Source organism: Rhodoferax sp. GW821-FHT10B06 (assembly GCF_059415605.1).
Genome location: NZ_JBWKNO010000006.1, coordinates 149025 through 161882 on the forward strand (window position 1 = coordinate 149025; position 12858 = coordinate 161882).

The window sequence follows — 12858 nt, forward strand, 5'->3', positions numbered from 1 at the left end:
GCGCTGCAACCTGGGCCGTCGTCAAGGCAACGATCTGGCTGGTCTTCAGCGCCGCTACATCCACTGTCTCTATCGCAACTGCCTGCGACGTAGTCAAGACCGCCACATTCGTAGAGGTAAAAGCAGGGACCTGGGCTGTCGTCAAAGCGACTACTTGGTTGGTCGTCAACGCCACCGTTTGACCGGTGGTCAAAGCAGCGATTCCGGCCGTGGTCACGGCCTGGATCTGGTTCGTCGTCAACGCGGCAATGCTGTTGGTGCTCAGCGCCGCAATCTGGCTGGTCTTCAGCGCAGCCACATCCACCGTCTCTATCGCAACCACTTGGTTGGTCGTCAGCGCGGCAACACTGCTTGTTGTCAACGAGGACACTTGACCCGTAGTCAACGCGACAATCTGATTAGTGGTCAACGCGACCACTTGTGCCGTGTTCAAGGCGGCCACACCCGCTGTAGTTACAGCTTGCACCTGATTAGTCGTCAACGCGGCAACGCTGTTAGTGCTCAACGCAACGATCTGACTGGTCTTCAGTGCAGCAATGTCCGCCGTCTCAATCGCCACAACCTGGTTCGTGGTAAGTGCTGCCACACTGGACGTCGTCAGGGAAGATACCTGGCTGGTCGTCAACGCAACAATCTGATTGGTCGTCAGCGCGGTAACTTGCGATGTATTCAGGGCTACGATCTGGCCGGTACCCAATGCAGCAATATCGACAGTTTCAATCGCGGCGACCTGGTTAGTCGTCAATGCGGCAATACCCGAGGTGGTCAATGATGCAACCTGGCCTGTCGTCAACGCTACGATCTGATTGGTCGTCAAAGATGACACTTGACCGGTCGTCAGCGCCACGATCTGGCTGGTCTTGAGCGCAGCAAGATCTACGGTCTCAATGGCTACAACCTGGTTCGTAGTCAAAGCCGCAACTTGCCCTGTACTCAGTGAAGTTACTTGACCTGTCGTCAAGGCGACCACTTGGTTGGTGGTCAATGCAACCACCTGTGCCGTGCTCAAGGCAGCCACACTTGCGGTGGTTACAGCCTGGATTTGATTGGTCGTCAGTGCAGCAACGCTATTCGTGCTCAATGCAGCGATCTGGCTGGTCTTCAGAGCAGCAATGTCCACTGTCTCTATCGCTACGATCTGATTCGTCGTGAGAGCAGCGACCCCCGTCGTTGTCAACGAGGATACTTGGCCAGTCGTCAAAGCAACGACTTGATTGGTGGTCAAGGCAACAACCTGAGCGGTACTCAAGGCGGCTATGCCCGACGTAGCTACGGCCTGGATCTGGTTGGTCGTCAGCGCAGCAACGCTGTTGGTGCTCAACGCAGCGATCTGAGCCGTCTTCAGAACTGCAACGTCCGCCGTTTCGATCGCAACGACCTGGTTGGTCGTGAGCGCCGCAACGCTAGAAGTGGTCAGGGAAGATACTTGACCAGTCGTCAAAGCCACGATCTGGTTGGTGGTCAGCGCCGTTACTTGGCTTGTGGTCAGTGCCGCAATGCTGGCCGTGGTCACTGCCTGGATCTGGTTGGTAGTCAGCGCCACCACTGCCGCAGTAGTCAACGCGGCAATTTGGGACGTCTTCAGAGCAGCGATGTCAATCGTTTCGATTGCCGCCACCTGGGTCGTCGTCAAGGCCGCGATATCTGCAGTCGTCAACACCGAAATCTGAGAAGTTTTCAGCGCCACGATCTGGTCGGTCGTGAGGGCTCCGACTTGTGCCGTGGTCAGCGCAACGATGTCACTGGTTCCCAGCGATTGGATCTGGAACGTCGTTAAGGCTGCAATTTGCGCAGTGGTTAGACCAGTAACAATACTCATTTTTCAACCCTTCGACACCGGGATGTCAGCACAATGATTTTGAAGAGTGGCACCCCAACCAGGCGTCCACCCCGTCTCTCAAGCAACTCAACCAGGAGTTTTCAGGCCCTAAAAGCCATGGAACACAAGTTGCGCTTTGACACATATCTTTTCTTTTCGACATGTTTCCCGGCAACTTTAGCCCGGTTTGAATAAAAAAATTTAACCTTTGGAAACATAAAAATAGCCAGCCAAAGACAAAGAACTTGGTGGCTACCCTCTCAGCAAGCCCGCCTCACGCCGAACTTCACGATTCGCAACATTATGTAACTTTACGATACAGAAATGCAATTTGATATGCCTCGTTTTGTGTGCTCTTTTGCACGCCGTTGACCTTCTTGAGCCTGGGCCGGACTCAATTGCGACTCTGAACGCTTCTGATTTGCAAGCGCAGCAGCATCCCCACCAGACGCCGCGACCACGAACCATTTGTGGGCCTCTATCGGGTCTGCAGCCACCCCCTCACCGATTGCATACAAAAGCCCCAGCCGAGATTGCGCACTAGGTACGCCTTGCTGCGCGGCCTCATGCAACCAATAAAACGCCTGCTCGGCATTTTTTTCCACACCCTCACCCTTGCTGTACATCAATGCCAGGTTGTACTGGGCTTCGGGATCTTGCTGCTCTGCTGCCTTGCTCCACCAGAGCACTGCCTGCTCAGGCTTCTTGGTCAACGCATACAGCACACCCAAGGTCGACTGCGCCGCCGCAAAGCCCTGGTCCGCCGCTTTTTGACACCAAATAAAAGCTTGCCGCAGGTTGCGTTTGACCTCGCCCCCGCCGCTGGCATACAAGGAGCCCAGATTCCATTGCGCCTTGGCATCCCCCTGTTCAGCCGCTTTCTGGTACCAGGAAAAAGCCAGTTCAAAGTCTTTTTCAGCTCCAAGCCCCTTTAGATACATGCTGCCCAATGCGCACTGGGCCTGCGCATGACCTTGCTCCGCGGACCGCCGGCACCAGAAAAACGCCTTATGCACATCCTGCTCAACCCCCTTGCCGGACGCATATTGCTGTCCCAGTTGGAACTGGGCTTCGGCATCGCCTTGCTCCGCAACCCGCTTAAAACAGGCGGCAGCCACATGCTCCAAACCATTGCTGAACAAACTACCCAAGGTCAACAATGCATGTGCGTGTCCGGCCTGCGCTGCCTGGGTGTACCAGGAGACGCCAGCAAAAAAATCTTGTTCTACGTCCTGCCCGGAACAATAGCGACGCCCCAGGGCAAACTGCGCCTCCGTATCGCCATGCTCGGCGGCCTTGTGGTACCAGGGCAGGGCCTGCTTGTCCTCGTTGTGTTCATACAGCTTAGCCAGCGCCAATTGCGCGCGAACATCGTCCTGTCTTGCGGCGGAGAGATACCACACCTCAGCCTGCCCCAGATCTTTCTGTATGCCAAGGCCCAGGTCATACATCAGCCCCAGGTGGTACTGCACATTGGCATCACCAGCCTCCGCCGCCTCTACCCACTGGCCGCCCGCTTGCCTGCGCTCCGGCCCAGGAGGTTTGGGACGCCCTCGACCACGCGTTTTGGTACGGCCCAGGCCACTGGCATCCAAGTATTCCAGCGCAACTTGTGCAACAGGAGAGCTTTGCTGAACCGCACGGCGGTACCAAAACAGCGCCGCCTCCATATCCTGGGAACCATCCGTGGCGCTGGCCAACAGATCTGCCAGCGCGCACTGGGCAGACGCCAGCCCTTGCTCGGCCGCCAGGCCATGCCAGTACGCCGCCTGTTTTTCATCTTTCCTGGTTCCCCTGCCGGAAGCGAACTGCACACCCAGTGCGTATTGGGCTTCCGCCAGACCCTGCTCTGCGGCCCTGGCCATGCTTTGGTGCGATAGCTCCTGGGAGCCTGCCGCATACAGTCTGGCCAAGCGGTAAAGGGCTTTGGCGTGCCCTTGCTCACCCGCCTTTTGAAACCAGACCGCCGCCTTGTAGTTGTCCTGGCCTATACCCACTCCGCTGGCATAACGGGTTGCCAGCAGATATTGCGCCGCCGCATAGCCGCGCTCTGACGACTGCATGATCCAGTGGATGGCCTGCTCAAAATCCTGCTCCACCCCAATGCCATTGGCATACATCAGTCCTACTTCGTACTGCGCCTCCCGCAGTCCGAACCGTGCAGACTTGAGCGTGTTGATGAAAGTACGCTTCTCATAGGCAGGGCTTCTCAGCGCCATACGCCTCCACGCCCTGGGTGCAAATAGATCGAGAACCTCATGCCGCAGCTCCACCGCCCAGGGCTTTGTACAACTGGGCCGCCGACTCCAACTGCTGGCGGCGCACCAGTGCAGTCGCCTGCTGCGCCGCAACAATATCGCGTTGCGCATCCAGCACCTCCAAATACCCGACCACGCCAGCATTGAAGCGGGCTTCAGCGATATGAAGCCTCTGACTCTGGGCTTTCATATTGGCCAGGGAGGCCTGCAGCTGCCGAGACAGGGCGGCACGGGCAGACAGCAAATCGGCCACCTCGCGAAACGCCTGTTGTATGGTCTTTTCATACTCCGCCACCGCAATCACCTTGCGCGCCTGCGCTATATCCAGGCCTGCAGCCGTACGCCCGCCGTCAAAAATGGGCAACGACATCAAAGGCTGAAACGCCCAAGCCCCGCCGCTGAACAGGCTGAACAGCCCTTGGCTGGCCACCCCCAGGCTGGCCGTCAGCGTAATCTTGGGCAGAAATGCCGCCCTCGCCGCGTCGATGTTCGCATGGGCCGCCAGCAACCGTTGTTCGGCCGACATCACGTCGGGCCGCAGCAACAACACGTCCGCCGGCAAACCTGGAGCCAGCGCGGTGTCCAGGCCCTGTGTTTGCAGCGACCCCGTTTCCGGCAAGGGGTCCACCACCTTGCCCAACAGCAGATTCAGGCGGTTTGCCGCCAGCGTGTGCTGGTGCTCTATCTCCGCCAATGAGGAACGCGTAGTCTGCACCACGCCCTCGGCTTGCTGGAAGACGTAGTCATCCATACTCCCCAGGTCTTTGCCTTTGGAGATCAAAGCCAGGGATTGTTCGCGCAAATCCAGCGTAGAACGCGTCAGCTCCATCAACTCTTTGGTATGCAAAAGCATGAAATACGATGTCGCGATATCGGAGATCAAAGACAGCTGCACCGCCCGCTGCGCCTCCTCGGTGGCCAGATAGCTGGTCCGGGCCGCTTCGGACAGATTCGCCAACCGCCCCCAAAAGTCCAATTCATAAGACACGCTGGACAGAGACAGGTCAAAACGCCGCCCATTCGCCTTTACACCGTCACCGGTCAATTCGGCTGGCGTACGGGTGTCATTACCCGACCCCAGCAAATTCACCGTGGGCAACTGGTCTGCCTTGACAACGCCGTACTGCGCGCGGGCTTCTGCCACCCGCGCGGCAGCAATGCGTAAATCGCGGTTGTTCTGTAGCGCCGTCTCTATCAGTGTCTGTAACTCGGGGTCCGAAAAGAATGCACGCCAATGCGTCTTGGCTGCCGCATGCGGGCTGTCACCGCCGGTCGCCCCGGGCCAGGCGTTGGGCACGGGCAAGGTCGGCCGGTGGAATTCCGACGTTTGCGAGCATGCCGCCAAAAGTGCGGCAGCAAACAATAGGGTGACCCTGAACATGGTGGCAATACGCGTGGGAGTCGCTGGAAGTTTCCAGATTATTACGGCAGCTTGGGCCGTCGTTACGGGCGAAGTGAACCTCAAAACAGGTGCATTTGCCAGGAGTCAAGTCTCGATTTGCCCCTAAGGTACTATGATTTTTAATTGGTATTTAAGGGCTACATGGAATGACGATGGAAGAGAAATTTGCGTCTGCGGTTTTACGCGCCTGGAAACGTGAACTGACGTTTCCGGAGCTGATAGATTGCACCTCGCAGCTGGAGGCACAGAAACACGCACCCCTTGCCATCGTGCTCTACCAAACCTGGCTCAGCCGCAACGACTCGCCCTACGCCCATGCAGTCAACTTCAATCTGGGCGTGTCGCTGTCCAACGAAAACGACCTGCCCGGCGCACAAGCCGCCTACCAGCGGGCCATTGAACTCGCCCCACCCTTTGTGCCACCCCGCTTGAACCTGGGCATGCTATTGGAGCGTATGGGCCAGGTGGACAAGGCCTTGCTGGAATGGCGCTGGGTGGCGCAGAACGTGCCGCCCAGCTCCACCGACAACCGCCCCTACCTCATCATGGCGCTGAACAATCTGGGGCGGGTGCTGGACACCCAGAAGCAATTCCAGGAAGCCATGCAGTTCCTGGAGCGCAGCCTGGAGCTCGACCCGAACCAGCCAGACGCAGTACACCACTGGGTGCATCTGCGCCAGAAGCAATGCCTGTGGCCGGTCTATGCCCCGCTGAAAGGCATCAGCACTGCCCTCATGCAGGAATCGACCTCCACCCTGGCCATGCTGAGCGTGACCGACGACCCGGTGGTTCAGCTGCAGGCCGCGCGCCGCTTCGTCAGCAAAAAGGTCATATCCGACGTACCCAAGCTGGCGCCCAGCACCCGCTACGGCCACGGCAAGCTGCGTATTGCCTACGTATCTTCAGACTTCTGCATGCACCCGGTGTCACTGCTCACCGCCGAGCTATTCGAGCTGCACGACCGCACCCAATTCGAGGTCTATGGCTTCTGCTGGAGCCCAGAAGACGGCTCGGCCATGCGCCAGCGGGTGATCAGCGCCATGGACCACTTCATCCGCATAGACAAGCTCAGCGACGAAGCCGCTGCCCAGCTGATACGCAGCCATGAAATCGACATCCTGGTGGACCTGCAGGGCCAGACCTCCGGCGCACGGGCCAATATGCTGGCCTACCGCCCGGCGCCCATACAAGTTACCTACCTGGGCTTGCCAGCAAGCACCGGCCTGCCGTCCATAGACTATGTGATTGCCGACCGTTTCCTGATCCCGGAAAACATCGCCCCGTACTACTCGGAAAAGCCGCTGTACATGCCGGACGTCTACCAGGTCAGCGACCGCAAGCGCGGCGTCGGCCCGCTGCCCAGCCGCGAGGCCTGTGGCCTGCCCGCCCAGGGCTTTGTGTTTTGCTCGCTGAACAACAATTACAAATACACACCCGAAGTGTTCGATACCTGGATGCGCATCCTGCAGCGCACGCCCGGCAGCCTGCTGTGGCTGCTGTCGGACAACCCCTGGGCCGAGGCCAATCTGCGGCGTGAAGCGCAGGCCCGGGGCATCGCGCCAGACCGGCTGTACTTTGCCCCCCGCGTCTCCCCCGAAAACTACCTGGCACGCTACACCGTGGCGGATCTGTTTTTAGACACCTTTCCGTTCAACGCTGGCACTACGGCCAATGACGCGCTGTGGATGGGCCTGCCAGTGCTGACCTACTGCGGCCGCGCCTTTGCCTCGCGCATGGCTGGCGCACTGCTGACCGCCGCCAAGCTGGAGCAGTTGGTCACTTACAACCTGCAGGATTACGAAGAAAAGGCGGTCGCGCTGGCCAACAATCCCGAGGCCTGCGCCGCCCTGCGCACGCATTTGCAAGGCGAGCGCGAACACGGCGTGCTGTTCGACACTGCACTGTTCACCCGCAATCTGGAAGCCCGGTTCCAGCAGCTCTGCGCCGCGCTGTAACCGGGAAAGAGATTCAGCGCAGCCGGTTCAGCAAACCGGCGGTAGAGCTGTCCAGCCCCGCCACGTCGCCCGACTGCAGCCGGGGCTCGATGTCCTTGGCAAGCACCTTGCCCAGCTCCACGCCCCACTGGTCGAAACTGTTGATGCCCCACAGCGCGCCGCTGACGAACACACGATGCTCCTGCAGCGCAATCAGCGCGCCGAAGCTGGCGGGCGTCAGGTCGTCCAGCAGCAAGAAGGTGCTGGGCCGGTTGCCCGGGAAGTTGCGGTGGCCGCCGGCATCTTCCTTGCCCACCATCAAGGCCTGGGCCTGCGCAACCACATTGGCAAGCAAGGTGTTGTGGTGGCCCGGCAGGCTGTGGCGCGGTTTTTTCACGGCGACAAATTCGACCGGCACCACATCCGTGCCCTGGTGCAACATCTGGAAGTAAGCATGCTGGCCATTGGTGCCAGGCTCGCCCCACAGCACTGGGCAGGTATCGAACGGCAGCTTGCGGCCCTGCTGGTCAACCTGCTTGCCGTTGCTCTCCATCTCCAGCTGCTGCAGATAGGCCGGCAGACGGCGCAGCGCACTATGGTACGGCGCGATACTGCGGCTGGTAAAGCCGTGAAAGTTGCGATACCACACGTCCAGCAAACCCAGGCGTATGGGTAGGTTTTGCTCCATGGGGGCGGTGCGGAAATGTTCGTCCATGGCCTGTGCACCGGCCAGAAAGTCGCGGAAATTGCCCGCACCAATGGCGATGGCGATCGGCAGTCCGATCGCCGACCACATGGAATAGCGGCCGCCCACCCAGTCCCAGAAGCCAAAGGTGGTGCTGATGCCAAAGCTGTTGGCCGCCGTCACATTGGTGGTCAACGCTGCGAAGTGGCGCGCCGTGTCGGTCCCGCCCTGCGCCTCGAACCAGGCCTTGGCCGAACGGGCGTTGGTCATGGTCTCGGTGGTGGTGAAGGTCTTGGAGGCGATGAGAAACAGCGTGCTCTCCACCTTCAAACGGGGCAGCAGCGCGGCCAGTTCGTGGCCATCCACGTTGGACACAAAATGCATGCGCTTGGTCGGCGTGGCAAACGCATCCAGTGCCAGCGTGGCCATCAGCGGGCCCAGGTCGGAGCCGCCAATGCCGATGTTGACCACGTCGGTGATGGCCGTGTCGGCCCGCACTTTTTCGGCAAAGCCCAGCATAGCATCCAGCGTGGCATGCACCTCGGCTAGTTCATTTTTGATAGCAGCTGACGCAGATTCCCCCTGCGCCAGAGCACTTTTTCTTAATAAAAAATGCATCACCGCCCGGCCTTCGGTGGTGTTGATCTTTTCGCCCGCAAACATGGCGTCGCGGTACTGCTCCACCCCGCACTGGCGAGCCAGGTTGAACAGCAGGTTCTCCGTCACGGCGTCGATGCGGTTCTTCGACAGATCCGCAAACACATAGGGCGCGTCCTGGCTGAATGCCTCGAAGCGTTGCGGGTCGGCGGCAAATGCCTGGCGCAGGTCCAGCGCGGCACCAGACTTTTCAAACTGGGCCTGGAGCTGGGTCCAGGCGGGCACGGCGTCACAACGGGGGCGGTTCAATGCGTCCATGTCAGGGGCTTTCTAGGCTCAAGCGGCTTGCAGCAGTTGGTCAAGCTTGATGGCGTCGGCCACAAAACCGCGGATACCTTCGGCCAGCTTTTCGGTAGCCATGGCGTCCTGGTTCAGGGCGAAACGGAAAGCCGCCTCGTCCAGCTTAACTTCCTGCAGTTCCATAGCCTGGGCGGCTTTGACGTCCAGCGCGCGGCTCAACGGCGCATCTGCCTGGGCCAGTTGGGCCAGCAGGTCTGGGCTGATGGTCAGCAGGTCGCAACCGGCCAGCGCCGTAATCTGGCCGACGTTGCGGAAGCTCGCACCCATGACCTCGGTTTTGATACCGAAGTGCTTGTAGTAGTTGTAGATATTGCGCACCGAGATCACACCAGGGTCTTTGGCCTCAGCGTTGTCGGCCTCCACCCAGGCCGCGCCAGCTGTCTTCTTGTACCAGTCGTAAATGCGACCGACAAAGGGAGAGATCAGCTGCACCTTGGCCTGGCCGCAGGCCACGGCCTGGGCAAAGCTGAACAGCAGCGTGAGGTTGGTGCGGATACCGGCTTTTTCCAGCTCGGCTGCGGCCTGGATGCCCTCCCAGGTGGACGCGACCTTGATCAGGATACGTTCCTTGGCAATGCCCTCGGACGCATACATCTCGATCAGGCGCTTGCCGCGGGCCACGGTGGCGGCCGTATCGAAGCTCAGGCGCGCATCGACTTCGGTAGACACGCGGCCAGGCACGATGGACAGAATTTCGCAGCCAAAGCGCACGATCAGGCGGTCGGTGATCTCGTCCAGCGGGCGGCCACGGTACTTGGCCACGGCCTCGGCCAGCAGCGGCTGGTAGTCGGCCTTTTGCACTGCCTTGAGGATCAGCGATGGGTTGGTGGTGGCGTCGGTAGGCAGGAATACGCCGAGCTGCTTGAAGTCGCCGGTATCGGCCACTACGGTAGTGAACTGCTTGAGGAAATCGAGTTGGGACATAGGAGTGTGTTGCCGTTAAAGGTGAAATGCACGCGTACCGGCCAGGCATGCGCGTCGATTGCCAATGCCTGCGGATAACAGGCTCTATTCGCTGAACCAGCGGGCGCCGCAGCCGACGCCAACAGCCGAATGGTACAAACAAAACCGTCCCTAGCTCCCACCAGGGACATCTTTTAGGTTACGAAACCTTACCCGCAAGGCCGGCAAGTACAGCCCCAGGCGGAGTAACAAGGTTACCAACCCAGCTTAGACCCCAGTTTATCTGCTGCACAACCGGGAAAGTACCAAGCTGCAACACCAGTAAAAGTATTTTTCAGCGCCGCATTTGCAGAAACATGAAACTAAGTTACATTGCGGAAATCATTTTGGATGCAACCCCATGAGCTTTGACCTAGTCCTTTTTGGCGGCACCGGCGACCTTGCCTGGCGCAAACTGATGCCCGCCCTGTTCCAGTCCTTCCGCCACGGCACCCTGCCCGAAGGCGGCCGCATCATTGGCGTAGGCCGCGATGACCTGAGCCACGCCCAGTACCGCGAGCTGATCCAGTCCCGTTTCAATAGCGTGGAAGGCGCCAAGCGCCCGAACGCCGAGGAGTTCGACCGCTTTGCCGCGCTGCTGGAATTCCAGCGCATGGATCTGTCCAAGCCCAACGACTACGCCACCCTGGCCCAAGTGCTGCATGACCGCAATGCCGACTCGGTGGTGATGTATGTCGCGACCGCGCCAGCCTTGTTCACCACCGTCTGCGAACAACTGGCCGCCGCCGGGCTGAACAGCGACAAGACCCGCATCGTGCTGGAAAAGCCGCTGGGCCACGACCTGGCCTCGAACCGCGCCATCAACGAAACCGTGGGCCGCTGCTTCAAGGAAAACCAGGTTTTCCGCATCGACCACTACCTGGGCAAACCTTCGGTGCAGAACCTGTTTGCCATGCGTTTTGGCAATGCCTTGTTTGAACCGCTGTGGAAGCGCGCGCACATCGCCAACATCCAGATCACCATTGCCGAAGACCTGGGCGTGGAAAAGCGCGGCGCCTTCTACGAGAACACCGGCGCCCTGCGCGACATGGTGCAAAACCACGCGCTGCAGCTGCTGTGCGCGATCGGCATGGAGCCGCCCATCAACTCTGGCGCCGACGCCATCCGTGATGAAAAGCTCAAGGTGCTGCGCTCGCTCAAGCCCTGGACGCCTGAAACCCTGTCGCAGCACGTCATCCGCGGCCAATATGCCGCGGGCTCGGCCGGTGGCATGAACGTGCCGGGCTACCGCGACGAAGTAGGCGTCAGCCCCGACAGCCAGACCGAAACCTTTGTCGCCCTGCGCACCGAGATCGCCAACTGGCGCTGGGCCGGTGTGCCCTTCTATATCCGCACCGGCAAGCGCCTGCATGGCCGTGATGCGCACATCGTGGTCAACTTCCAGCCCACGCCGCACCCGATCTTCAACGCCCCGGTGGGCGCCGCCAACCGCCTGGTGATCAATCTGCAACCCAAGGACGGACTGGAGCTGCACCTGCTGGCCCAGGCCCAGGGCAACCGCAGCCGCGCCGCCAGCCAGTCGCTGGCACCCGTGCAGCTGGACCTGGACTTTGACAAACGTTTCGGCTCGGAACGCGTGGGCGCCTACGAACGCCTGCTGCTGGACGTGCTGGATGGCCGCCTGAACCTGTTCGTCCGCAGCGACGAGCAGGAAGAAGCCTGGCGTTGGGTCGAGCCCATCATCGAACACTGGAAGAACGACGCCGCCGGCCCACGCCCCTACAACGCCGGCACCTGGGGCCCCAGCGCCTCCAGCGCCATGATCGCACGCGACGGCTTCTGCTGGAGCGAAGAATCGTGATTCCCCCCCAGGCTTCGCGCACTCCGTGTCGCTTTCGCCAACCCCCTACAGGGGGCGATACCAGTGGTCCGGCAAAGCCGGTTCCACGGTATCTCACCTAAGGTCCGCCCCGACCGCCAACCTATGCTAGACAGAATCAGAGCCTCGTTGTCCTCTCTTGCCCCCGCCGAGCAGCGCGTGGGCAAGCTGGTGCTGACCGACCCACGCGCATTCGCCAACCTGCCGGTGAGCGAGCTGTCCGACCGGGCCCACGTCAGCAAGCCCACCGTGGTGCGCTTCTGCCGCAGCATGGGCTATGACGGGCTCAGCGACTTCAAGCTGAAGCTGGCCGGCAGCGTAAGCGAAGGCGTACCCTTCATCCACCGCAGCGTGGACACAGACGATAAAACCAGCGACGTGATGGTCAAGGTCATCGACAACACCGTCGCCGCCTTTCTGAAATACCGCAACGAAGCCAGCACCAGCGCACTGGAAAAGGCCGCCGAGATCCTGGCCGCCACCTACCAGACCGGCAAGCGCATCGAGTTCTACGGCGCTGGCAACTCCGGCATCGTGGCGCAGGATGCGCAGCACAAGTTCTTCCGCCTGGGCGTGAACGCCATCGCCTACAGCGACGGCCATATGCAGGTGATGAGCGCCTCCATGCTGGGCACGGGCGACTGCGTGGTGATCATCTCCAACTCGGGCCGTACCCGCGACCTGATGGACGCCTGCGACATCGCGCGCAAGAACGGCGCCACCACCATCGTCATCACTACCAGCGGCTCGCCGCTGGCCTCGGCCGGCCACGTACACCTGGCCGCCAACCACCCCGAGGGCTTCGAGCGCTACAGCCCCATGGTGTCGCGCCTGCTGCACCTGATGATCATCGACATCCTAGCTACCTGCGTCGCCCTACGCATAGGCAGCGAGCACCTGCAGCCCAAGCTGCAAGAGATCAAAAACAATCTGCGCAACAAACGCTATACCTAGCACTTGGCAAGTGCTGGCAGAAATTTATAGAAAATCAGGCCCCAGCGCAGAATCCACCTGCGCAGGC

8 protein-coding genes are annotated in these 12858 nt (G+C 60.3%); 3 read left to right on the forward strand and 5 right to left on the reverse strand.

Going from position 1 to position 12858, the window contains the following annotated elements; genetic code table 11:
- The 3 genes from AC07O2_RS11930 to AC07O2_RS11940 form a co-directional block, all read right to left on the reverse strand.
- On the reverse strand, positions 1-1819 hold a 1819-nt coding region (locus AC07O2_RS11930; RefSeq protein WP_495075958.1), incomplete at its 3' end, for a beta strand repeat-containing protein.
- Positions 1820-2130: 311 nt separating this feature from the next.
- On the reverse strand, positions 2131-4038 hold the full coding sequence (locus AC07O2_RS11935; RefSeq protein ID WP_495075959.1) for an SEL1-like repeat protein: 1908 nt from the start codon (positions 4036-4038) through the stop codon (positions 2131-2133).
- Positions 4039-4075: 37 nt separating this feature from the next.
- Positions 4076-5458, reverse strand: coding sequence for an efflux transporter outer membrane subunit (locus tag AC07O2_RS11940; protein WP_495075960.1), 1383 nt, complete (start codon positions 5456-5458; stop codon positions 4076-4078).
- Between the two features lie 173 nt (positions 5459-5631).
- Here AC07O2_RS11940 and AC07O2_RS11945 point away from each other — a divergent pair, with 173 nt between their 5' ends.
- Positions 5632-7434 carry an O-linked N-acetylglucosamine transferase, SPINDLY family protein gene (locus AC07O2_RS11945; protein WP_495075961.1) on the forward strand — a complete coding sequence of 601 codons (1803 nt, stop codon included), beginning with the start codon at positions 5632-5634 and terminating at the stop codon, positions 7432-7434.
- 13 nt (positions 7435-7447) lie between these two features.
- Here AC07O2_RS11945 and pgi read toward each other — a convergent pair whose 3' ends face one another.
- Both pgi and tal read right to left on the reverse strand, forming a co-directional pair.
- Entirely contained in the window at positions 7448-9013 is a 1566-nt protein-coding gene (gene pgi, locus AC07O2_RS11950; RefSeq protein WP_495075962.1) for a glucose-6-phosphate isomerase, read from the reverse strand.
- 18 nt (positions 9014-9031) lie between these two features.
- Positions 9032-9979: a transaldolase gene (gene tal, locus AC07O2_RS11955; RefSeq protein WP_495075963.1), complete on the reverse strand. Its 948-nt coding sequence runs from the start codon at positions 9977-9979 to the stop codon at positions 9032-9034.
- A gap of 379 nt (positions 9980-10358) precedes the next feature.
- Here tal and zwf point away from each other — a divergent pair, with 379 nt between their 5' ends.
- Together zwf and AC07O2_RS11965 are read left to right on the forward strand one after the other, a co-directional pair.
- Positions 10359-11819: a glucose-6-phosphate dehydrogenase gene (zwf, locus tag AC07O2_RS11960; protein ID WP_495075964.1), complete on the forward strand. Its 1461-nt coding sequence runs from the start codon at positions 10359-10361 to the stop codon at positions 11817-11819.
- Between the two features lie 123 nt (positions 11820-11942).
- A complete protein-coding gene (locus tag AC07O2_RS11965; RefSeq protein WP_495075965.1) occupies positions 11943-12791 on the forward strand; it encodes a MurR/RpiR family transcriptional regulator in 849 nt (282 codons plus the stop codon).
- The last annotated feature ends 67 nt before the right edge of the window (positions 12792-12858 follow it).